The sequence below is a fragment of the Paenibacillus sp. JT31N7 genome (assembly GCF_059692095.1).
Map to the genome: position 1 here is coordinate 1,286,041 of NZ_JCAUAT010000001.1, position 23,380 is coordinate 1,309,420.

21 protein-coding genes are annotated in these 23,380 nt (G+C 53.7%); 1 reads left to right on the forward strand and 20 read right to left on the reverse strand.

Annotated elements, in window-relative coordinates; all coding sequences use genetic code 11:
• Position 1: 1 nt before the first annotated feature.
• The 5 genes from topA to AC58P5_RS05780 all read right to left on the reverse strand — a co-directional run bounded on the left by topA (position 2) and on the right by AC58P5_RS05780 (position 6,136).
• A complete protein-coding gene (topA, locus tag AC58P5_RS05760) occupies positions 2–2,098 on the reverse strand; it encodes a type I DNA topoisomerase (protein WP_497385122.1) in 2,097 nt (698 codons plus the stop codon).
• A gap of 70 nt (positions 2,099–2,168) precedes the next feature.
• Positions 2,169–3,281: a DNA-processing protein DprA gene (gene dprA / locus AC58P5_RS05765; protein WP_497385124.1), complete on the reverse strand. Its 1,113-nt coding sequence runs from the start codon at positions 3,279–3,281 to the stop codon at positions 2,169–2,171.
• Between the two features lie 122 nt (positions 3,282–3,403).
• On the reverse strand, positions 3,404–4,336 hold the full coding sequence (gene sucD, locus AC58P5_RS05770) for a succinate--CoA ligase subunit alpha (RefSeq protein WP_497385126.1): 933 nt from the start codon (positions 4,334–4,336) through the stop codon (positions 3,404–3,406).
• A gap of 63 nt (positions 4,337–4,399) precedes the next feature.
• Positions 4,400–5,560 (reverse strand): ADP-forming succinate--CoA ligase subunit beta, encoded by a 1,161-nt coding sequence (sucC, locus tag AC58P5_RS05775; RefSeq protein WP_497385127.1) that lies wholly within the window; start codon positions 5,558–5,560, stop codon positions 4,400–4,402.
• Positions 5,561–5,875: 315 nt separating this feature from the next.
• Complete coding sequence (locus tag AC58P5_RS05780) at positions 5,876–6,136, reverse strand: hypothetical protein (protein WP_497385128.1); 261 nt, start codon at positions 6,134–6,136, stop codon at positions 5,876–5,878.
• A 165-nt stretch (positions 6,137–6,301) separates the two neighbouring features.
• Here AC58P5_RS05780 and AC58P5_RS05785 point away from each other — a divergent pair, with 165 nt between their 5' ends.
• Complete coding sequence (locus AC58P5_RS05785; RefSeq protein WP_497385129.1) at positions 6,302–7,897, forward strand: YifB family Mg chelatase-like AAA ATPase; 1,596 nt, start codon at positions 6,302–6,304, stop codon at positions 7,895–7,897.
• A gap of 422 nt (positions 7,898–8,319) precedes the next feature.
• Here AC58P5_RS05785 and AC58P5_RS05790 read toward each other — a convergent pair whose 3' ends face one another.
• The 15 genes from AC58P5_RS05790 to smc all read right to left on the reverse strand — a co-directional run bounded on the left by AC58P5_RS05790 (position 8,320) and on the right by smc (position 22,925).
• A complete protein-coding gene (locus AC58P5_RS05790; RefSeq protein WP_497385131.1) occupies positions 8,320–8,694 on the reverse strand; it encodes a YraN family protein in 375 nt (124 codons plus the stop codon).
• Between the two features lies 1 nt (position 8,695).
• Positions 8,696–9,070, reverse strand: a complete 375-nt coding sequence (locus AC58P5_RS05795) for an EscU/YscU/HrcU family type III secretion system export apparatus switch protein (protein ID WP_497385132.1) — start codon at positions 9,068–9,070, stop codon at positions 8,696–8,698.
• Positions 9,067–11,118, reverse strand: coding sequence for a TP0910 N-terminal domain-containing protein (locus AC58P5_RS05800; RefSeq protein ID WP_497385133.1), 2,052 nt, complete (start codon positions 11,116–11,118; stop codon positions 9,067–9,069). Before AC58P5_RS05800 ends, AC58P5_RS05795 begins: the two co-directional genes overlap by 4 nt.
• Positions 11,119–11,174: 56 nt before the next feature.
• On the reverse strand, positions 11,175–11,783 hold the full coding sequence (gene rnhB, locus AC58P5_RS05805; RefSeq protein WP_497385135.1) for a ribonuclease HII: 609 nt from the start codon (positions 11,781–11,783) through the stop codon (positions 11,175–11,177).
• 161 nt (positions 11,784–11,944) lie between these two features.
• Positions 11,945–12,817 (reverse strand): ribosome biogenesis GTPase YlqF, encoded by an 873-nt coding sequence (ylqF, locus tag AC58P5_RS05810; protein WP_497385136.1) that lies wholly within the window; start codon positions 12,815–12,817, stop codon positions 11,945–11,947.
• Between the two features lie 36 nt (positions 12,818–12,853).
• Positions 12,854–13,489, reverse strand: coding sequence for a signal peptidase I (lepB, locus tag AC58P5_RS05815; RefSeq protein WP_497385137.1), 636 nt, complete (start codon positions 13,487–13,489; stop codon positions 12,854–12,856).
• 82 nt (positions 13,490–13,571) lie between these two features.
• Positions 13,572–13,913, reverse strand: coding sequence for a 50S ribosomal protein L19 (gene rplS / locus AC58P5_RS05820; RefSeq protein ID WP_042232818.1), 342 nt, complete (start codon positions 13,911–13,913; stop codon positions 13,572–13,574).
• Positions 13,914–14,128: 215 nt separating this feature from the next.
• A complete protein-coding gene (gene trmD, locus AC58P5_RS05825; protein WP_497385138.1) occupies positions 14,129–14,914 on the reverse strand; it encodes a tRNA (guanosine(37)-N1)-methyltransferase TrmD in 786 nt (261 codons plus the stop codon).
• Positions 14,911–15,432: a ribosome maturation factor RimM gene (gene rimM, locus AC58P5_RS05830; RefSeq protein ID WP_497385140.1), complete on the reverse strand. Its 522-nt coding sequence runs from the start codon at positions 15,430–15,432 to the stop codon at positions 14,911–14,913. The genes trmD and rimM overlap by 4 nt, the downstream gene beginning before the upstream one ends.
• A gap of 181 nt (positions 15,433–15,613) precedes the next feature.
• On the reverse strand, positions 15,614–15,844 hold the full coding sequence (locus tag AC58P5_RS05835) for a KH domain-containing protein (RefSeq protein WP_009673354.1): 231 nt from the start codon (positions 15,842–15,844) through the stop codon (positions 15,614–15,616).
• 27 nt (positions 15,845–15,871) lie between these two features.
• On the reverse strand, positions 15,872–16,144 hold the full coding sequence (rpsP, locus tag AC58P5_RS05840; protein ID WP_497385142.1) for a 30S ribosomal protein S16: 273 nt from the start codon (positions 16,142–16,144) through the stop codon (positions 15,872–15,874).
• A 51-nt stretch (positions 16,145–16,195) separates the two neighbouring features.
• Complete coding sequence (gene ffh, locus AC58P5_RS05845; RefSeq protein ID WP_497385143.1) at positions 16,196–17,557, reverse strand: signal recognition particle protein; 1,362 nt, start codon at positions 17,555–17,557, stop codon at positions 16,196–16,198.
• An 88-nt stretch (positions 17,558–17,645) separates the two neighbouring features.
• Entirely contained in the window at positions 17,646–17,996 is a 351-nt protein-coding gene (locus tag AC58P5_RS05850; protein WP_497385145.1) for a putative DNA-binding protein, read from the reverse strand.
• A 217-nt stretch (positions 17,997–18,213) separates the two neighbouring features.
• A complete protein-coding gene (gene ftsY, locus AC58P5_RS05855) occupies positions 18,214–19,203 on the reverse strand; it encodes a signal recognition particle-docking protein FtsY (RefSeq protein ID WP_497385146.1) in 990 nt (329 codons plus the stop codon).
• A gap of 143 nt (positions 19,204–19,346) precedes the next feature.
• Positions 19,347–22,925, reverse strand: a complete 3,579-nt coding sequence (gene smc, locus AC58P5_RS05860) for a chromosome segregation protein SMC (RefSeq protein ID WP_497385147.1) — start codon at positions 22,923–22,925, stop codon at positions 19,347–19,349.
• Between the last annotated feature and the right edge of the window lie 455 nt (positions 22,926–23,380).

The following is a 23,380-nucleotide window of genomic DNA, read 5'->3' on the forward strand; positions in this document are numbered from 1 at the left end:
ATCAGCCTTCGTCGTTTGCCTCATCTTTTACTTCTTCTTTTAATCCGCATTCCACGCACTGGTGATTGACGGATGTTTTCGTCCGCTTCTCGATCATCATGGAACCGCAGTTCGGGCATGGCTGGGCAACCGGTTTGTCCCATGACACGAAGTCACACTCGGGATAATGGTCGCAGCCGTAAAAAATACGGCCCTTTTTGCTGCGGCGCTCGACGATTTTGCCTTCCTTGCATTTCGGGCAAGTGACGCCGATATCCTTAACGATCGGTTTGGTGTTGCGGCAATCCGGGAAACCGGAGCAGGCAAGAAACTTGCCGAAACGCCCCATTTTATACACAAGATGTTTGCCGCACTTCTCACAAATTTCATCCGAAACTTCGTCCTGGATCTCGATTTCCTTCATTTCTTCCTCGGCAAATTCCAGCCGTTTTTCGAAGGAAGTGTAGAATTCGTCGAGAACTTTGACCCAGTTTTCTTTGCCTTCGCCTACATGGTCAAGCTCTTCCTCCATCTGTGCGGTAAATTCCACATCCAGGATCTCCGGGAAAAACTCGCTCATCAGTTGGATAACCAGTTCTCCCAGCTCGGTGGGCACGAACTTCTTTTCTTCAATGGCGACATAACCGCGCTTCTGGATCGTCTCAAGCGTCGGGGCATATGTACTCGGCCTGCCGATGCCCAGTTCTTCGAGAGCGCGTACGAGACGGGCTTCCGTATACCGCGGAGGCGGTTGCGTGAAGTGCTGTTTCGGTTGAATTTCATTGGAAGCGACCTGATCTCCGGATTTAAGCGGAGGAAGCAGTTTATCTTCTTCCGTCGTCCCGTCATCGTTGCCTTCCACGTAGACTTTCATGAATCCCGGAAACTTGAGTTTGGAGCCGACCGCCCGGAAAACCGTGTTTCCGACGTTCAAATCGATTGTCATCGTGTCCAGCACGGCCGACGACATCTGGCTCGCAACGAAACGTTCCCACACCAGCTTGTATAAGCGGAATTGATCACGCGACAAAAATTCCTTAACGGAATCCGGATCCCTCGTTACGGAAGAAGGACGAATCCCTTCGTGCGCATCCTGGGTGTTGGAGCCCTTCTTCGTATAGACGCGAGGAGTTTCCGGGTAAAAGCTTTCCCCGTATTTACCCAAGATGAATTCCTTGGCTTCTTCCTGGGCTACCGGAGAAATCCGCGTGGAATCGGTACGCATATAAGTAATTAAACCGACCGTGCCTTCTTTGCCCAAGTCGATCCCTTCATATAACTGCTGCGCTACGGACATGGTCTTGGCAGCGCGGAAATTGAGCTTGCGGGCCGCCTCCTGTTGAAGCGAACTTGTGATGAATGGCGGCGAGGGATTGCGGTGCCGCTCTTTTTCCTTCACTTCCTTCACGACGAAAGGAGCTCCTTCAATCGCTTTCAGGACCGTTTGAACTTCTTCCTCGGAACCGAGCTCTTTCTTGGCACCGTCCATTCCGTAAAACTTCGCTTCGAAGTGGGCTTTGCCTGCCTCGAGCATGGCGGTAATGGTCCAGTACTCTTCGGGAACGAAGGCTTTGATTTCGTTTTCCCGGTCCATAATGAGCTTGACGGCTACGGATTGGACGCGTCCGGCGGATAGGCCCTTTTTGACTTTCTTCCATAAAAGAGGGCTGATCTTGTAGCCCACAAGCCTATCGAGAATACGCCGGGCCTGCTGCGCGTTCACCAGATCGATATTAATCGGCCGCGGTGTTTTGAATGCATCTTTAACCGCCTGCTTCGTAATCTCATTGAATACGACGCGGCAGTTATCGGTGTCGTTTAACTCCAGATAATGCGCCAAATGCCAGGCGATAGCCTCCCCTTCGCGATCCGGGTCAGCTGCGAGATAAACTTTTTTCACTTTTTTGCTGGCATCCTTCAATTCCTTCAAAACGGAGCCTTTACCGCGGATCGTAATGTATTTCGGTTCGAAGTCGCGTTCAACCTCAACACCGATCTGGCTTTTCGGCAGGTCCCGGATATGACCCATCGACGCTTTTACAATATATTTACTTCCCAAATATTTACCGATCGTTTTGGCCTTAGCCGGTGATTCTACAATCACTAATGAGTCTGCCATCGGTCGAATGCTCCTCCCCTCAGTGTCATCTGCTGCTGCATGTATATCATCATCGTTTTTAATAGAAATTTCATATGGAAACGTAAGAAGAGCCTGGAAGCTCCGCTATCACCTTTTTCAATAGCAAGGATATCAGAACTGAATGCAAATGTCCAAACGTAAATTGAGTCTGCTCCAGGAGGACGTCAATGGAGACAGGCACGCTCGACAGCAATCGATAAAGAATAGCCTCGTCTTCTGTCAACTGCCTTTCCGGTGACGGCATGGAAGCCGGCTTGGCCAAGGCTCCTATTTGTCCACTCAGGGAAGACATCAAATGCGAATATTCTTCGTAAATATCCCTGGGATCCGCCACCATTTTGGCCCCCTGCTTGATAAGCGATAGCGCTCCTCTGCTCTTGGGAGAATGGATGGGACCCGGGACGGCAAACACATCCCTTGATTCCTCCAGGGCGAGATCCGCTGTAATCAGGGAGCCGCTTCTTTCCGCCGCCTCCACCACGATCACACCCAGACTGACGCCGGCAATCACCCGGTTGCGCATCGGAAATAACCCCGGGTGCGGGACCGTACCGAGCGGGTACTCGGACACGACTAGACCTCCTCCGGCGATGATTTCCTCATGCAGCCTCGCATGCTCCGGCGGATAAATCCGGTCCGGCGGCACACCGAGCACGGCAACCGTTCCGCCCGCTCCATCTTTGGCGCCGCGGTGAGCCTCCGCATCGATGCCCCGCGCCAAACCGCTTACGACAACAAAGCCCGAGGCCGACAAAGCCAGGCTGAGCTCACGCGCGGCTTTCCGACCGTAAGCGGTCGGTGTCCGCGTGCCTACGACCGCGAGGGCCGGTCTTAGCAAAACCTCCTGCCGGCCCCTGCAGTAGAGGACCCACGGAGGCTGCGCGGTTTCTTCGAGCAGTCGCGGGTAGCCGGGATCGAAGCGGGTCAGCATGCCGATGCCAAGCGACTCGTACTTTTCTAATGAAGCTTCAATTTTAAATGGAGTCAATTCATCTATTAACCGCTGGATTCTCGCTGCCGGAATGCCAAGCCTGGCGTATTCGCCGGCTGGCCAAAGCAGCAAATCCTTCAAATCGGAACATGAACGGACCAGCAGATCGATGGTCTTCCATCCCACTCCGGTTATGCCGTGAAGCCCGATAAGTACAGAGCGATTCTCCATAGTATAAAACACTCCCTTGTCATTCACAAATTTTACAGGCCTAAACAAAAAAACCTTCCAATTCCCAAAGGGAACTGGAAGGTTGCTTACCATCCATAAAAGCGCCGAAACCGGCAGCTTTATTATTTTTTAGTGATGCATTTTTCCAACAGGCCTTTTTCTTCCAGGACGCTCACGAGAGTGGAGCCCATTTCGGAAGGAGTAGCCGCTACGCGGATACCGCAAGCTTCGAGTGTTGCCACTTTTTCAGCCGCCGTACCTTTACCGCCGGAAATGATGGCGCCTGCGTGGCCCATACGTTTTCCTGGAGGCGCTGTTTTACCGCCGATGAAGCCGACAACCGGCTTCGTCATGTTCGCTTTAATCCACTCGGCCGCTTCTTCTTCAGCGGAACCGCCGATTTCACCGATCATGATTACTGCGTAGGTGTCCGGATCTTCATTGAACAGTCTGAGAATGTCGATAAACTCGGAACCTTTAACCGGGTCGCCGCCGATACCAACTGCGGAAGACTGGCCGATGCCGCGAGTTGTGAGCTGGTGAACCGCTTCATACGTCAAGGTACCGGAGCGGGATACTACGCCCACGTGGCCTGGAGTATGAATGTAGCCCGGCATAATGCCGATTTTGCATTCGCCCGGTGTAATTACGCCCGGACAGTTTGGTCCGATAAGACGAGTGCGTTTGCCTTCCATGTAACGGGAAACCTTCACCATATCAAGAACCGGAATACCTTCGGTAATACAGATGACGAGATCAAGATCAGCGTCAACGGCTTCCATAATGGAATCCGCCGCGAAAGCCGGCGGAACGTAAATAACGGATGCCGTAGCACCTGTGGCGTCCTTCGCTTCTTGTACCGTGTTATAAACCGGAAGAGTAACGGTAGAGCCGTTTTCAAGCGTGAAATCGACTTGTGTGCCGCCTTTTCCCGGAACCGCTCCGGCTACCATTTGCGTACCATATTCAAGACCGCCGAGTGTATGGAACATACCGGTCTTACCAGTCATGTTCTGGGTAATGACTTTTGTGTTTTTATCAATCAAAATAGACATGGTAATTATTCACATCCCCTGAATTTTTTGAAGAAAAGAAAGCTTGTACTCAATAGACCGAAATTACTTAACGAGCGCAACGATTTTCTGCGCGCCGTCAGCCATCGAATCCGCGGAAACGATGTTCAGTCCGGATTCATTCAGGATTTTCTTCCCGAGATCCACGTTGGTGCCTTCCAGACGAACGACAAGCGGACGGTCCAGACCCAATTCCTTGGCTGCGGCGACAACGCCTTCGGCAATAATGTCACATCTCATGATTCCACCGAAAATATTGACGAAAATGCCTTTTACTTTCGAGTCGGAAAGAATGATTTTAAACGCTTCGGTAACTTTCTCTTTCGTAGCACCGCCCCCTACGTCAAGGAAGTTAGCCGGGTCTCCGCCGTAGTGCTTGATGATATCCATCGTAGCCATGGCAAGTCCGGCACCGTTAACCATACAGCCGATATTGCCGTCAAGGGCGATGTAGCTGAGGTCGTATTTGGAAGCTTCGATTTCCTTCTCGTCTTCTTCTTCGAGGTCGCGCAGCTCTAGAATGTCTTTGTGACGGAACAGTGCGTTGGAATCGAAGTTAAGTTTCGCGTCAAGCGCCATTACGTTGCCGTCGCCGGTTACGACGAGCGGATTGATTTCGGCAATGGAGCAATCTTTTTCCACGAACGCGGTATAAAGGGCAAGCATGAACTTAACCGCTTTATTTACGAGTTCTTGAGGAATTTTAATGGCATAAGCCAGTTTGCGTGCTTGGAAAGCCTGCAGGCCGATTGCCGGATCGATGATTTCTTTGAAAATCTTCTCCGGAGTGTTAGCCGCCACTTCCTCGATGTCCATACCGCCTTCTTCGGAAGCCATCATCGTAACGCGGCCCGTTCCACGGTCGACAACTACGCCTATGTAGTACTCTTTCTTGATATCGCAGCCTTGCTCGATGAGCAGGCGTTTAACTTCCTTGCCTTCAGGACCGGTTTGGTGAGTGACCAGCACCTTGCCCAGGATTTGCTCCGCATAAGTCCGGACTTCGTCCAGATTTTTAGCTACTTTCACGCCGCCCGCTTTACCGCGGCCGCCTGCGTGAATTTGCGCTTTTACAACTACGACCTGAGTGCCCAGCCCTTTAGCTGCTTCGACCGCTTCATCCACGGAAAACGCCACTTTGCCCTGGGGTACGACAACGCCGTACTGCTTCAGGACTTCTTTGCCTTGATACTCATGGATATTCATTTGCAAATCCTCCTAAACGTATTGTTTCTCCCTGTATGCACGAAACCTCATCCGAGCTTCGAATTTATCCGCATAACCAACGTAGGGTATTCGCCGTTTGACAGGGGAAAATCCTGCCCGGCTCTCATGGGGTCCGGACAAACATTTGCCATCGATAATTGTATCACTTTTTGTCGACAGTTTCCTCTCTTTTTAAAAAAGAAATCGTTTTTTCTAATTGCTTAGGAAATCGTTAACTCTGCTTCCACCCTCTTCATGAAAAAAAAGCACTTCCATCCCCATCCGGTTTCGGAAGCGCTTGAATCACACAATTGCCTATACGTAAGTCGGGTTGGTCGGGGTTACGGTGCGGGGCTCGCGCTCCGCCTGCTTGACAAATCGCATCTCGTTGCCGACAAAGCTGCATACCTGGCACTGAATCGTCGGCTCGCTCTCGGCAATCGCGTTCGGTTCGCTGGATTCCGTGACCGCTCCCGTATGGGCGTCCTTCACAAAAGGCTGCGAATAGCTGGTCATCAGACTGAATTTGATCCGGTTGGAGCGGCAGTTCGGGCAGAAATACGGTTTATCCTGCATATCAATCACCTCGAAGTTAGTATGACCAATTATGCCGAACTAAAAGAACATTTTCATAACTGGGTATTTTTGGTATACTAAACGAATAACCATGAAATAACAACGAAACGGATCATAAGGAAGCACCTTTGACCTTTCCACTGTGAAGGGAGAAGGTGTTTTTGCATGTATGGTAAAGTAACCGGGGCATGTCTGCACGGGATCGACGGAATCTGCATCGAGGTGGAAACCGATATCGCGAACGGGCTCCCCCAAATTAACGTGGTCGGGCTTCCCGACACCGCCGTCCGAGAATCGGTCGACCGTGTACGCTCCGCCATCAAAAACTGCGGGTTCCAGTTTCCACTGGAACGCATTACGGTCAATCTGGCCCCGGCCGATCTGAGAAAAGAAGGCGCCTCCTTCGATCTGGCCATTGCGGCCGGCATCTTGCTGACCAGCGGCCAGATTGAGCTGCCCGGCATAGGCGATTGTCTGCTTGTCGGAGAGCTGGCGCTTGACGGCGGACTCCGTCCCGTACCGGGAGTGTTGTCCCTAGTCGATGCCGCTCGCCGGAGAGGAATCCGGCGCGTAGTGCTGCCCTTGTCCAATGTGGACGAAGCCCGCCTGATTTCCGGCATGGAAGTCCTGGGGATAAGCACTCTGTGGGAGCTGGGGAACACCGGCAAGCGCGGCATGACAGCAGACTGTGCACCCCTTTCGGGGAGCGAATCCGCTTCAGAATCCTTCCCCTGTGAAGTTCTTTCCGCTCGTCCCGAGGTTCCTGACGGGATACACCGCGCCGGGACGGGCTCCGATGATTATGCCGATGTAATCGGGCAGCATCACGCCAAGAGAGCGATCATGATTGCTGCGGCCGGCATGCACAATCTGTTATTTATCGGTCCCCCCGGCACGGGCAAAACGATGCTGGCCCGCCGGATTCCCGGGATACTTCCACCCCTGTCCGACGAAGAAGCGCTTGAGGTGACGAAAATCTACAGCGTGTCGGGAAAAATGGGCGCCATCAGCCGGTTTATGAGGCAAAGGCCCTACCGCTCGCCTCATCACACCATTTCGGCGGCCGGTCTCATCGGCGGAGGCTCCGTACCGAAACCCGGTGAGGTAAGCCTGGCTCACCAAGGTGTCCTCTTTCTGGATGAGCTTCCCGAGTTTTCACGGAGCGTGCTGGAAGTGCTGCGTCAGCCGCTGGAAGACCGGACAGTAACCATAGGGCGGGCACGCGCCTCCTTCACGTTTCCGTCCGGATTCCTCCTTGCCGCATCCATGAACCCCTGCCAGTGCGGATTTTACGGAACGGAAACCGCCGAACAAAGCTGCGTCTGCTCCCCGCTTAAAGTCAGGCAGTACAGGGCACGCATTTCGGGCCCGCTTTTGGATCGGATCGATCTCCATGTGGAGGTTCCCCGGCTGGATTACACCGCCATGACCGACAAGCGCCCTTCGCTTTCCTCTGAAGACATGCGCCTACAGGTGTTTGCCGCTCACCGTAGGCAGCAGCTTCGTTTTGAGGGCAGTTTTATGCGTTTCAACGCAGAGCTCGGCGGCAAATGGCTCCGTAAATACTGCGTACTGCCGCCCGAAGCCGAAGACCTACTCAGGCAAACATTCGACCGGCTCCACTTAAGTGCGCGGGCACATGACCGGATTTTGAAAATCGCACGGACGATCGCGGATCTGGAAGCAAGCGACGGTATCACCTACGGGCATATTGCCGAAGCGATCCAGTACAGAAATCTGGATAAATCTTATGCGCTCTAACGGAACAAGAGGGGACAATCCATCCCGGAGCGTGACCATGTTCTTATCAGATACAAGCTTGCATACCTGTTTCAGCGATGCCCGCTAGGTTGCCGGGATATCCTCCCCTTCCCGGACCGCCTTGTCCTGAACGGAGACGCTCTGATATAAGACGCTAACGCGAAACGTCGGTATTCGAATTTACTGAAGACACCGTAAACGAGAAGCTCTAAACGTGACGCAAATTCATTGTCTATCCCTTACCCCATGCTAAAACAACATGTGTGACGGACCACCGTCATGCGGTTTTTCGTCCACTACCCCATACCTTCAAAGGGTATGAAAACAAAGAAAAGGCGCCCGTCCATGCGACGGGCGCCTTTTCTTACTATCATCCTGTCTATTTAACCGGCAGTTCCGAACACAACTCATGGACCGTTCATTCAAAATGCACCCGCCAGATGCTCCAGACGGTTAAACTCCCCTTCCGGAGTCAGCTCGACCGTGATCACATCAAACCGCACCTTACGTTCGCTCTGCTTTGCGGCGTACAGGTACATTTGTGCGGTCTGACGCACTTTCAGCTGTTTGCGGGCGTCTACGGATTCTTTCGCGGTACCGAACCGTCCCGTAAGCCTGCGCGTACGCACTTCGATAAAAACAAGCTGACCGTCCGCTTCGGCTACGAGGTCGATCTCGCCCGAACGGCAGCGCCAATTGCGGGCCACAATACCATAGCCTAGAGCGGCTATATGCTCTTCCGCCCTCTGCTCGCCGTAACGCCCCAGATCTTTTCTGGATAAAGGCGAAAACGCCATTTTACAGCCCCTTCCGCTGACTGTCTCTCATTTCCTTCATCCGGTTGTCCGACCGGTAAATGTAACTGAGAACCTCGGCGACAAGCGAATAGAGCTCTCCCGGTATTTCTTGGTCGAGCTCCAGTTTCGAGAGCACTTCCACAAGCGAAGCGTCTTCCTGTACGGGAACTCCGCTCTCCCTTGCCTTCTCGACAATCGCCTCGGCGACTTTGCCTTTTCCTTTTGCAATGACCGTAGGCGCTTTCTGCTCTCCGGGCGCGTATTTCAGGGCAACCGCTTTGCGGATCGCGTGTGCTCCCGTACCTTCTCCGTCAACCGGTTCCTTGGAGGGACCGGAGTTCGGCGGAGTCTGGCCTTGCTTGGCAGAAAAATTCATATGCGCAGATCCACTCCCCGATACGCTTCTCCCGGCACGATGGTATCCATCATAACGGCACTTAGCGAAGAACCGGAATCCCCGCCGGAGAAACTTGCCGACGCCTTCGGATATTCCGCTGTTTTCATAGAGAGAAACTGATAACCCAGTTTATCCAAAGCGGCTGCAATCTCTTCTTTAGAACCGTTCAGCAGCTCGCCGATTATCGGCTCGTCATTAAACACTTGCAGACTGACCATTCTATTCATCACACCGACGTCAACCAAAGTGTGGCCCATCGATTTCATTTGCAGGTCGAACAAAAGCCGGCAGTTCTCCGCATCCAGTTCTCCGCGTCTGCCCTTGCGGGATTGGATGTGAACGGCTGCCGTAGGCTGCCCGTCCGCTCCGAGAAGGGGGACAAACAGCGTCACGTGCGTAAACACCCCGCTGCGGTCCGGCGAAAGAAGCAGCTGCTGCCCTGTAATCTGCTGCAGTGCCTGCTGCGCGGACTCCCGGATCGGAGCCGGGAGATCGTCAGCCGCCGCCAACTGGAGCAGCAGGCTCTTGAGCGTCTCGGCGCTGTCCGCCTTAAGCGCGGCAGCTTGCCCTTCGCCGGCCGCGGCCAAGTGTGCCCCGCCTGTGTGCGCGGGGTTGCCCTGCTGCCTCAGGAGGCGGCTTTCGTGGTCGACGCCCACCGCCCGCAGCAGCTCGCGCACCCAGCCGCTGCCTGCCGCCGGGCGCTGATCGCCCGCAGAGGCCGTGCGTGCGGCGTCCGCCTCGGCGGCGCCGTCCGGGCTGGCGGCTGCCTGCGCCGCGTGGGCATCGGCCGCCGCCCGCGGCGCGCTTGCCGGCTGCCCGGGAGCGGGCTGCGGCTGGGCTGCGGCATCCGGCCGGGCAGCCCCGAGGGCGGCTCCGCTGCCGGATGCCGTGCCGGGCGCCTCCCCGCCTGCTGCGGGGCGTCCCGCGGCTGGCGTCGGCCCTGCCGCACCGCCGGCAGGCGTGCCCGGAGCTGCGGTCGGAGCGCCGCCGCCCGTTTGCGCCGCGGACGTGCCGCCGGCAGCCTGCGCCTGCGTGCCCGGCGCGGATGCACCAGCCGCAGGCCGGCTCGCTCCTTGCGGCAGCTCTGCGGCTGCGCCAGCCTGCATACCCGCTGATGGCGGCAAGCCCGATGTCCCCGGCGGCGCCTGGCGCCCTTGACCCGCGGTCTGCGCAGTACCGCCGCTTCCATCAGGACGGATTCCTGCCGGTTGGCGTGTATTCGCCTCTCCGGCGGTTCCCGTACCGCCGCCTATATTTGCCGGGGGCGTTCCCGCTGCCGGTCCCGGCTTGCCGGTTCCGCTTTCCAGCGGGGACGCCGCTCCGTTCGAGGCCGGTTTTCCTACCACCTCCGCTGTTGTATCCTGCATCGTCCGCAAAACATCGGCTAACTGCCGGAGCAATTTTTCTCCGCTGCCGTTTGCTCCATCCGCCAGGCCGTTTTGCAGTAGTTGGCTTAATGTCTGAGTCAGATTTTGCAGCGTTTCTCCGAACGGCTTGCCGAATAAAGCTTGGTGGATGGCTCCTACCGTGTCCGCTGTCAAGGGAAGGCCTTTGCTTACGGCCACGCCGACGGCCTGCACCCACTGCTCGGGCTTCACCGAAGCCGGGATGCGGCTCATGATCTCTTGAAGCGGCGCTGCCGCCTCCTTCGTCAGCGGAATGCCCTGCTGCTTCATCATCTGGACAAGCTCGCGGTTCACCGCCGTATCTTTTAACCCCGTCTGCTTCAGCATTTGTCCGATTTCTTCCTGTGTAGCCGGTACGGCCGGTCCCGCTGCCGGTTTAAGAACGACCTGTCCGCCCGTACTTTCCGGCTGCACCTGCAGCCATGCCGTCTGCCCGGGCGCCAGGGGAGTCTCCAGCTTGGCCCTCACCTGCACGCCGTCGATCGACATTTGGGCTTCCTGATTATCGTAAACCTGCAAAACCACACCCTTGACAACCTGTCCGGGCTTCAACTCCAGTGTTTTGGGCTCCGCCGCCTGCATGCCGCCGGCCAAACCACGAATCAATCCGCTTATGTTCATGCCGACCCGCCTTTCTTTTTGCATTCTTTATGTATATATATCGGACGGAACCTCCATTAAAATAACTCCTGCTGCATAACCATCACGTTGCGGATAAAAAGCTTCCGGTGAAGGGGCGTCGGCCCGAATTCGATCAGCATTTCCCTATGCTGCCGGGTCGCGTATCCCTTGTGCTTGGCAATGCCGTATTCCGGATGAAGCTTATCCCATTCCCGGCACATCCGGTCCCGGGTCACTTTGGCGATAATCGAGGCAGCCGCAATCGACTGGCTCGTCGCATCCCCGTGAATGATCGCCATCTGCGGGATATTCAGATCCACTTTTTCCGCATCGACCAGCAAATAATCGGGTGCAGGGTTAAGCTGATCCACCGCCAGTTTCATCGCCAGCCTGGAAGCCTGTTTAATATTGATTTCGTCAATCGTTTTTACATCTATCGTACCGATGCCGACGGCAATCGCTTCTTTCATGATCACATCATACAATTCTTCGCGTTTTTTCTCGGAAAGCTTTTTGGAATCGTCCACGCCTTCCAATAGTAAGCCCTGGGGCAAAATAACGGCAGCCGCAACGACATCTCCGAATAAACAGCCCCGTCCGACTTCATCGACTCCCGCAATCCGGGAGTAGCCTTTTTCCCATAATCCCGTCTCTTCATGAAGCATGGTGCAATCTCCTCCCGCTCTCCATTATACCGGAAAAATCGACACATTGTCCCGTGAAAACAACAAAAAAACGTGCGACTGATCCCCTCCGGTTCTCGAAGAGGACTGTGCACGTTTAGCTGCTTTGTCCTAATAAATGGCTGTAAAAGACAGCCGGCACTTTAAAGGTACTCTTTCGGTACTTCCAGCGAAACCCGCCCTAACTTGCCGGAACGAAGTTCACGCAAAAACAGCAGGGAGGTCTTGTCGAGATCGACGCGTCCGCCGCTGACTATAGCTCCGCGCTTGCGGCCGATGGACTCCATTACTTCGATGACTTCGTTAGGATTTTCGCTGTCCGCGGGAAGTTCCTCGATCCCGTAGCGCTCCTTAAGACGTTCACCGTAGTATTCGGTCATGTAACGGATCGTATGAAAGGCGATATCGTCCAGATGCAGAATTTCTTCCTTAATCGCACCCGTTGCCGCCAGCTTCATGCCCACGTTCTGATCGTCGAATTTCGGCCACAAAATTCCCGGTGTATCGAGAAGGTCCATATCCGTTCCGAATTTAATCCACTGTTGGCCTTTCGTGACACCCGGCTTATCACCGGTATTCGCTATTTTCCGCCCGGCCAGTTGGTTAATCAGAGTGGATTTCCCCACGTTCGGAATTCCCACAATGAGTCCCCTTATAGCCCGCGGGTTGATGCCTTTACGAAGCTGTGTTTCGATTTTGGCGCTCATGAGTTCTTTGCATCTCGGCAAAATCTCTTTTACTCCGGTACCGGAGGAAGCATCAATCGGCAAAGCCTTCAATCCTTGGTCCGTAAAATACTTCACCCATTCCGCCGTTATCGCCGGGTCCGCCAAATCCGCCTTGTTCAGAAGAACGAGACGCGGCTTTCCTTTCAGGATATCATCTACCATAGGATTTCGGCTGGACATCGGAATCCTTGCGTCGAGCAGCTCGATAGCCACATCAATGAGCTTCAATTTATCTTCGATTTGTCTTCTTGCCCGGGTCATATGGCCGGGAAACCATTGAATCGTCATCCTATCACCTCTGCATACAAAACGAGCACTTCTTCATCAGAAGTGCACGAAACCTGCTTTATTTAGGGGCCAGAACACCAGATCCGCACGGCCGACTATTCTATCGTATGAAACAAACCCGACTTCTGCGAAACGGCTGTCCTTACTGTTCGAGCGGTTATCCCCCATAACGAATACGGACTTGTCCGGCACTTTAATCTCTGTCGTGCCCTCGCTGCCCGCTTCGGGGAAATTGCGCCTGTTATAAGCATGCCCTTCTTTTACCGCATTATCTATGGCTTCTTTTATGTAAAGCTCTTCAATGACCTTATCGTTGACGTATACCTTGTCGCCGTCCACCTTGATCGTTTCTCCTGGCAGAGCCACGACCCGCTTGATATAATCGATGCCTTCCGGCGCATGAAGTACGATGACTTCGCCCCGTTTCGGTTCACTGAATTTATACTTGATCTTATTTACGATTAACCGTTCACCCGTATGAAAGTTCGGTTCCATGGAGGGACCTTCGACGATGAAGGGGGCAAACAGCAGCCAACGAATCAAAAATACAAGAACGGCAGCGATAAGCAGAGCTTTGATCCATTCCCATGCTTCCTTTTTTACGGGATTTTTCGCCGGAGCTGCCACATTTTCGGTTTCGGCCGAAACTTCCTGCTCTCTTCTCTCCATCATCCAAACCCCATTTCCTGATCAAATGAACATGAGCTTTTAAGAAACTAAAAGGGGACTTGAAAACAAGCCCCCTCGGTCTTTATTATCGAATTTCTTTAATTCTAGCCGCTTTACCGCGAAGACCGCGCAGGTAGTAAAGTTTCGCACGACGAACTTTACCACGACGAGCTACTTCAATCTTTTCAATCTTCGGAGAATGAAGCGGAAGTGTTCTTTCCACGCCAACGCCGTAAGAAATTTTACGAACTGTAAACGTTTCGCTGATTCCGCCGCCGCGACGCTTGATCACGACACCTTCGAACAGCTGAACGCGTTCGCGGGTTCCCTCGATTACTTTTACAAATACTTTCAAAGTATCGCCGGGACGAAAGCTCGGGATATCAGAACGCAATTGTTCTTTCGTAATTTCCTGAATGAGATTCATTTAAGATTCCCTCCTTCCACAATAGGTGTTCATTCCGCCATCTCTTAGCTGTCAAAACCATGTTTGTATGCGTAGAGGACCACCCGATTCAAACAACACAACATTGGATATTCTATCATACGTTCAAGAGAAAAACAACCAAAATCGTTCGTATTTTCTGTTTTGGTAGAAAAGATTCGGAATAGCCGTAAGAAATCCCGATTTCCGGGTCGTTTTCAGCCCTTCTCCTCTTCCTCGGCCATTTTTTCACGCAGCCAGCGTTTCTCTTTGTCCGTTAACGGGGCATTCTCAAGCAGTTCAGGCCTGCGTTTGAGCGTGCGGTAAAGCGACTGCAGCCGGCGCCATTCGGTAATGTTCGCATGATGGCCCGAAATCAGCACATCCGGCACGGTCCATCCCCTGAATTCAACGGGACGCGTGTAGTGCGGGTACTCCAGGAGGCCCGTGCTAAAGGAATCCGTAACCGCCGATTGTTCGTTGCCCAGTACGCCGGGAAGCAAACGCACGACACTGTCGATGACCACCATGGCCGGAAGCTCTCCGCCCGTGAGAACATAGTCGCCGATAGAGAGCTCGTCCGTCACGAGATGCTCCCGTATCCGTTCGTCATAGCCTTCATAGTGCCCGCAAATAAAAATAAGATGCTCTTCCCGGGACAGCTCTTCCGCCTTCCGCTGGGTAAACGTCTCGCCTTGGGGACACATCAGAATGACACGCGGCTTGGCTCCGGTCGAAACCGGCTCTCCGGCCGTTTCCGAGCTGCTGGAAGGCACATCAAGCAGGGATTCCACCGCCGCAAAGATCGGATCCGGTTTAAGCACCATTCCGCCGCCGCCGCCATAAGGGTAATCATCCACCGTGTTGTGCTTGTTGCCTGCAAAATCCCTGAAATTTACGGTGGACAGATTCACGATGCCTTTTTCCCGGGCTTTGCCCAGAATGCTCGACGTAAATACGCCTTCAAACATGGCAGGAAACAGAGTCAGTACGTCTATGTTCATAAATCGAGCAGCCCCTCCAGAAGATGAACCCTTACGATCTTCTTTTTCACATCCACATCCAGCACTACGTCGTCGATCACAGGGAGGAGCAGCTGTTTTTTATTCGGTCTTCCTACTACCCAGACATGGTTCGCGCCCGGTGTCAGGATTTCCTGAATCGTGCCGAGTTCTTCACCTTCTTCAGTTAAGACGCTGCAGCCTAAAATCTCGTGATAATAGTACTCGTCTTCATCCAGGCTTTCCATATATTTTTCTTCCACCCGCAGTAGGGAGCTCTTTAAAAGTTCGACCTCGTTGATGTGAGAAAACTCCTTGAACTGGACGATGTACATATTTTTGTGCAGCCGTGAGCTTTTAATGGTCACCGGTGTAAGTTTACCTTTGGCATCCTCTATGACAAGTTTGCTGCCGTTTGCAAAACGCTGCTCGGCAAAGTCCGTGTGCGGCACAACTTTCAGTTCTCCTCGCAGACCGTGCGTATTGACGATGGTCCCGACCGTATATAATTTATCGCTCATATCCGTATTTTTCCACCTCTGTCCCGTTTCCATACTTCTTCCGATCCCGGACGCCGAAAAATGATCAAAACCGGTTTCCGTCCGCCTGCCCGGTCTTGTTTCCTCGAATGCCTTCCGGCAGGAAACGGTTTCTCGTATTCAGATGCAAGAAAAAGGTTAGGAATGATCCTAACCTTCTCCTCTATGACATAATTTCAACGGTAACCCGTTTGTTTTCCTTGACTGCAGCTGACGTGACGACTGTGCGAAGAGCTTTGGCGATACGCCCCTGCTTGCCGATAACTTTACCGACATCCCCGGGGTGTACGGACAGTTCATAGACGACACTGTTCTCGCCTTCCACCGCATTCACACGCACGTCTTCCGGATGATCCACGAGTGCCTTCGCGATAACGGTAATGACCTCTTTCATAAAGACCTCCGAAATGCCTGGGTAGGATTACTTCTTCAGCTTAGACTCGTGGAACTTGGTCATAAGACCTGCTTTGCTGAACAGGGAACGAACCGTATCGGACGCTTGCGCGCCGTTTTGGAGCCATTTCAGTGCTTTTTCCTCGTCGATTTTAACGACTGCAGGTTGAGTAATCGGGTTATAGTAACCGATCTCCTCGATAAAACGTCCGTCACGCGGAGAGCGGGAATCGGAAACAACTACACGATAAAAAGGAGCTTTGTGAGCACCCATACGCTTCAAACGAATACGAACTGCCATGAATATCACCTCCCACATAGAATAAACGCGTTGTATCGAAACCGCCGGCTGTTAACCGAACGGAAACTTGAAACCTTTGCCCATCTTTTTCATGTTCTTCATGGCTTTGGGGTTCATCATGCCCGAGAACTGCTTCATCATTTTGCGCATATCTTCAAACTGCTTCAGCAGCCGGTTGACATCCTGAACGGAATTCCCGCTGCCGAGCGCGATGCGTTTGCGCCGGTTGGCATTAATGATTTCAGGCTTGCGTTTCTCTTCCTTCGTCATCGATTTCACGATGGCCTCGACACGGCCCATCTGTTTGTCATCGACTTTCAGGTCTTTCATGCCTTTCATTTTGCCGGCTCCGGGGAGCATATCCAGCAGCTGGTCCAGCGGACCGAGCTTCTTCACCTGTTCCATCTGTTCGAGGAAATCGTCGAACGTGAACTCGGCATTACGCATCTTGCGTTCCATTTCCTTGGCTTTATCCGCATCGATACCCGCTTGCGCCTTCTCGATCAGGGTGAGCATATCGCCCATGCCGAGAATCCTCGAAGCCATCCGTTCCGGATAGAAAGGCTCCAACGCGTCCAATTTTTCGCCCATTGCGGCGAATTTGATAGGACAACCGGTAACGGCTTTGACGGAAAGTGCGGCACCGCCGCGTGTATCGCCGTCGAGCTTGGTCAGAACGACACCCGTCAGCTCCAGCTGCTTGTGAAAGCTTTCGGCCACGTTGACGGCATCCTGTCCCGTCATCGCATCGACGACCAGCAGCGTTTCGTGCGGGCCGACCGCTTCGCGCACATTTTTCAGCTCATCCATAAGTGCTTCATCAATGTGCAGCCGTCCGGCCGTATCGACAATCACGTAGTCGTTATTGTTGTCCTTGGCGAACTGAAGCCCGTTCTTCGCGATTTCAACGGGACTGACCTGGTCGCCCATCGAAAACACGGGAACCTTCAGCTGCTCGCCCAGCACTTGAAGCTGCTTGATGGCAGCGGGCCGGTAAATATCGCCGGCAACCAGCAGCGGCTTGTGATTTTGCTTCTGCAGCATTTTAGCCAGCTTGCCGGACGTTGTCGTTTTACCCGCACCCTGCAAACCGACCATCATAATAACGGTAGGCGGTTTGTTCGCTTTGGCCAGCTTCGTGTGCGTTCCGCCCATAAGGTCGGTAAGCTCTTTGTTTACGATGTCGATGACGACCATGCCGGGGGTGAAGCTTTTCATCACGTCTTGTCCGATCGCGCGCTCTTTCACCTTGGCGATGAAGTCCTTGACTACTTTGAAGTTAACGTCGGCTTCCAGAAGAGCCAGACGCACTTCGCGAAGCGCCTCGCTCACGTCTTCTTCCGTCAGCTTGCCTTTGCCCCGGAGCTTATCGAATACGCCCTGCAGCCTGCCGGTTAATCCTTCGAATGCCATCTAAACCGCCTCCTTCCTGCCTGTTTCAATTGCTTTGAACTGCATCTTGCTTGTTGTATGGGGTCTCTGCCTCGCAGAGTTATTCGTTCTATTCCGTATGAACGATCCGGCGCATATAATCCGCGACCCGGTCCGCAAGGTCGCCCGGCGACTGAAGGAGCATCTCCTCCGCCTCGCTCAGAAGCTTCAAGCGGCGTTCGTGTTTCGTCAGCAGCAGAAGTTTGCTCTCGTAATCTTCGAGCATCTGCTCCGCACGTTTTACATGTTCGTAAACAGCCTGACGGCTGATCTTGAATTGCTCGGCGATTTCCCCGAGAGAGTAATCGTCGTGAAAGTACAGTTTTAGCACAGCCTGCTGTTTGTCTGTCAGCATGGGCTCGTAGAAATCAAACAGAAGATTAATTCGGTTCGTTTTCTCCAGAATGCGATCTTCCGTCATAGGGCCCGCCTCCGTCAAGGTTATGCACTTTACACCAGCAACAGTCCTTATATTAACGGATGCCGGATGGGATGTCAAGCCCTGCACCTTGTCAGCTAAAAAACAGCTAAAATAATTCCGCCGCTGCGAAGTACGGTCTTCAAGAAGGCTCATGCCTACTAGCCGTGCAAGCACGAACCATACCAACCGCACGGAAATAAGCCGGACAGCAGGCCGGTTAAGCCTCCGCTTTTTCCTCGGCGATCCACTTACCGAACAGCGCATGAACGAACTGCTCGGAATCAAACGGCTGCAAATCGTCCATTTTCTCGCCTAGTCCCACGAATTTCACGGGAATGTTCAGCTCCTGCCGGATCGCAACCACGATGCCGCCTTTGGCCGTACCGTCCAGCTTCGTTAATACGAGGCCGGTCAGACCGGTTTTGTCGCCGAACATCTTTGCCTGCTGGAGAGCATTCTGACCAGTCGTGGCGTCCAACACGAGCAGCACTTCATGCGGAGCATCGGGAACTTCCCTGCGGATCACCCGGTAAATCTTGTTGAGCTCCTCCATCAGGTTCACTTTGTTCTGCAGACGTCCTGCCGTATCGCACAACAGAATGTCCGCCCCGCGGTTCTTCGCGGCCTGTACGGCGTCATACATGACAGCCGCCGGGTCGGAACCCGCCTGCTGCTTGATGACGTCTACGCCGACACGCTGGCCCCACGTTTCGAGCTGCTCGATCGCACCGGCCCGGAAAGTATCGCCAGCCGCCAGGATGACTTTTTTCCCCTGCGATTTGTACATGTGCGCCATTTTTCCGATTGTGGTCGTTTTGCCCACGCCGTTGACGCCGACGAACAAAATAATGCTAAGTTCACCGGAAGCCAGCTTTATACTGCTGTCTTCGCTGCCCTTCAGGAGCTCCGTCAGCTTCTCGGATAGTACCGGTTGAAGGTCGTTAGGATCTTCGATTTTACGTTTGCGCACCTCGCTGCGCAGCTGCTCGATCAACTCCATGACCGTGTTTACCCCGACGTCGGCGCCGATCAGGATTTCTTCCAGCTCTTCGTAAAATTCCTCGTCGATTTTTTTGCGGCGGCTGAACAGGTCGTCCACACGGTCCACGAAGACATCGCGCGTTTTGGTGAGACCTTCCTTAAATTTATTCGTTACCGCCTCGGTTTTGCTCGAAATGCTCTCTTTTAACCGTTTAAAAAAACTCATCTGAAGCTGTCCTCGCTTTCTGAAATGGCTCTTGAAGAGCCTGTAAAGGTGGCTGATTTGAAAATACACGTTTATATAACCGGATTACGGCCCGTGAAATCAGTTTCCCGGACCATACTCGTCCCCTGAATGGCTGCTCCTTGTCAGGAGGCGGAAATCATCGCTTCCTCGTCCTCAAGTCGTACGGATACGAGCTTGGAAACCCCGCCTTCTTCCATCGTAACCCCGTACAGCACATCCGCTTCCTCCATCGTTCCCTTGCGGTGCGTGACCACGATAAACTGGGTCGTTTCGGAGAATTCACGCAGATATTCGGCAAAACGGGTGACGTTCGCTTCGTCCAGCGCCGCTTCGACCTCATCGAGCACGCAGAACGGAACGGGCTTGACGCGCAGGATTGAGAACAGAAGCGCAAGCGCCGTGAGCGCTCTTTCTCCACCGGAGAGAAGCTGCAGGTTCTGCAGCTTTTTACCCGGAGGCTGGGCTACGATCTCGATACCCGTCTCGAGCAGGTTTTCCGGATCGGACAAAATCAGGTCCGCCCGGCCTCCACCGAACAGCTTCACGAAAACGACCACGAAATGGGAGCGTATCGCATCGAAGGTCGTTTTGAAACGCTTCGACATTTCCTGATCCATCTCCCGGATCACGGTGTAGAGCGTTGTTTTGGCCTCTACCAAGTCGTCCTTCTGGACAGAAAGGAAATCGTAACGCTCGGAAACCCGGGCGTATTCCTCAATCGCGCCCAAATTGACATCGCCCAGCGAAGAAATGGAGCGTTTCAGATCGCGCACCTTGTTCTGTGCGCCCGTGATATCTTCGGGCACCGGGTAGCGCTCTTTGGCGAGCTCGTAGCTCATTTCGTACTCTTCGCCAAGCTTTTTGAGCAGGTTTTCAAGCTCTACGTCCAGCCGGTTCACGCGCACCTCATGCTGCAGGCACTGCTCCTCCACCTGCTTGAGTTGGGTACGCTGTTCGCGGGTTTCGTTCTCGGCCTGCTGAAGCTTGTCCATCCACCCCGCACGTTCGGAACGTTTGAACTCGATGTCCTCCGTGCATTTCTGCTTGCGGAGTTTCAGCGTATTGAGCAGTTCCACCTGCTTGACGCTTTCTTCCGCATGGAATTCCATCTCGGCGCGAAGCTGCCACAGCTGGCGGCGATTCATCTCCAGCTCCTGTTTCGCTTCCGCCAGATCCTGCTGGAGCCTCCGCTGCTGATCTTGAAGCGACTGCTTCTCCTGCGAAGCGGAAGCGACGCGAACCTTGAGATCCGTCAGCTGGTTCTGCAGTTCCTCCTTCGCCGATTCGTTCGCTTTGCGCGAAGATTCGGCGTCCCGGATGGCCTGCTGGAGCGCCTCCTCTTCCTGCTGCAGCTCTTCGAGCCGGCCGCGGTTTTCTTCGATGCTGCGCTCCTGCTGGCCGCGTTCCTCAAGCAGCGTCGAACGGTCGTCGCGCTCCAGCGTCAGCTGCTCCTCCATGCGGCGCACTTCCGCTTCAAGCGGAGCCAGATCCGCGCGGATTTGCTGTTCTTCGATCCGCTTCTGCTCACCGCGTCCCCGCAGTTCTTCCAGATTCGCGTTGTCTTCGACAATCTCTTTGCGGGCTTGGGAAGCCCTTGTCTTGAGCTGCTGAAGCTGCGTCTCCGTAGCTGCGATTTCACTGTCAAGCTCCTCGATCTGCCGCTGGCGGCCGAGCAAGTTGGAGCTTTTCTTCTGCAGGCTGCCGCCCGTCATGGAACCGCCCGGGTTAACGATATCTCCTTCAAGCGTAACGACACGGTACCGGTAATGCGCTTTGGCGGCAATCCGGTTTGCATCTTCCAGCGTTTCCGCAATAATAACAGTGCCCAGTAAACTGGAAAAAATATTCTGATACTGCGGGTCGAATTTAATCAAGTCAACCCCGATACCCACGAACCCGTTCGAAGATATCAGCGCCCCGCGTTCGCTTTCACCGATCGAACGGCCACGGATGACATCCATAGGCAGAAACGTCGCGCGTCCCATCTGTCGTCGCTTCAGGAAGGCAATCGCTTCGCGGCCGTATGCTTCCGTTGCCACGACGATATTTTGCAAGGCTCCGCCGAGAGCCGTTTCCACGGCCAGCTCGATTTCCGCCGGCACGCTGACAAGCTCCGCAACGGCCCCGTGAATCCCTTTGAGCCCGTCGGGACGGTTCTTTGCTTTTAACACTTCCTTAACGCCGTGCATAAAGCCGTCGTAGTCGTTCTGCATTTCCTTCATCGTGTCACGTCTGGATGTGAGCGCGTCGATCCGCTGCTCCCATTTGCGCAGCATGCCGGACGATTCTTCCAGCAGAATCTGCTTCTTCTTGAGACTTTCACTCAAATCCAGATAAGCGGAGCGGATCTTCTCGACTTCTTTACGGGTCTGCTCCAGTTTCGTTTGGAGCTGTTTCTTGCGGGCGGCGATATCGGACTGCAAAGCGGTCCTTTTCTGCCCTTCTTCTTCCAGCTTTTGAAGCCGCCGTGCCAGCGATTCGAGCTGCTGCTCCGCATAACGGATTTCGTTGCGGCACTGCGCCATCGCATTCATTTTATCGAGGAGCTCGGATTTCAGCTGATCCTCCACGCCCGAATTCAAACCGCCGCTTACCCCCTGGAGACGATTCTCCTCTTCGGACAGCTTGGCTTGATATTCGAACAGCTGCGCGCCGATATGTACGATTTTCTCACGGTGCCCGGCCAGCTCCGCTTCCTTCTCCGCAAATCTCGTTTCCTGAAGAACGATGGTCTGCTCCAGCTGCTGCTCGTTAGAAGCGAAATTTTTCTTCCGTTCCTTGAGCACCTCGCCGTGGCCTTCGCATTTTTCGAAATCCTCGGAGATTTGCAGCAGGGTTTCCTGTAGCTTCTCCAGCTCTTCTTCCAGCCGTTTCGTTTCCCAGCGGTGTTTTTCCAATTGGGCATCGTGCTGGCTGACAAACGTGGATAAGCTGAGCCGCTCCTCTTTCAAAGCGGCAAGCTTCTCGTTTGTCTCCGACCAGGAGACATAGATCTGATCGATCTGGTGAACGTACACGGCGATTTCGCTGTGCTTCAGTTCTTCCTTCAGCTCTTTGTAGCGGATCGCTTTCTCGGCCTGCTCCCGCAGCGGATTGATCTGGTCTTCCAGCTCCGTGACGAGGTCATGAATGCGCAGAAGGTTTTGCTCGGTTTCCTGAAGCTTCTTCTCCGATTCCTTCTTGCGCGATTTATATTTGACGATTCCGGATGCTTCCTCAAAAATACTGCGGCGCTCTTCCGATTTATTGCTCAAAATTTCTTCGATCCGGCCTTGGCCGATAATCGAATAGGCCTCTTTGCCGATTCCGGTATCCATAAACAGTTCGGTAATGTCTTTCAGCCTGCAGGACTGCTTGTTTATAAAATACTCGCTGTCCCCGCTCCGGTGTACACGCCGGCTGACCGTCACCTCGTTATAATCGAGAGGCAGCGACTGGGACGTATTGTCGAGCGTGAGCGACACTTCACCGTAATTAACGGCTCTGCGGGCGTCACTGCCGGCAAAAATAACATCTTCCATCTTGCCGCCGCGCAAGCTCTTCGCGCTCGTTTCCCCGAGCACCCAGCGGATGCCGTCTGAAATATTGCTCTTTCCGCTGCCGTTGGGCCCGACTACGGCTGTGATTCCTTTGACGAATTCCAGCTCCGTGCGGTCCGCGAACGACTTAAATCCGGATAATTCAATCCGCTTCAAAAACATAGATTCTTTTCACCTCAAAACTTTGCGATAGCAAAGTTACTTCGTAAGGACTACTAAACTTTGCGATAGCAAAGTTACTTCGTAAGCGTTGCTGAACTTTTCCTAAGAAAAGTTACTTCGTAAGGACTGCTAAAACTTTGCGGATAGCAAAGCTGCTTCATAAACGTTGCTGAACTTTTCGCAAGAAAAGCTGCTTTGTAAGGATTGGCGGGCTGCGTTAAACAGCTCTCCTAACTGCCTAAGCCTTAAAACAGGCTGGACACCCGCGGAGCCGCTCGGCTTCCACAACCGCTCTGACCGGCTATCCGGTAAACCGGGCGGATTTATTCCGCAAAAAAGTCTCTGGCCCGGCGCTAACCCAGCCTCTATTGTACCATATCCCGCGTTCAAAATAGAGCGCAAAAGAAAAGAGCAGCTGCTGGGCTGCTCTTCCTCTGCTTTATCGGGCGGCGCGC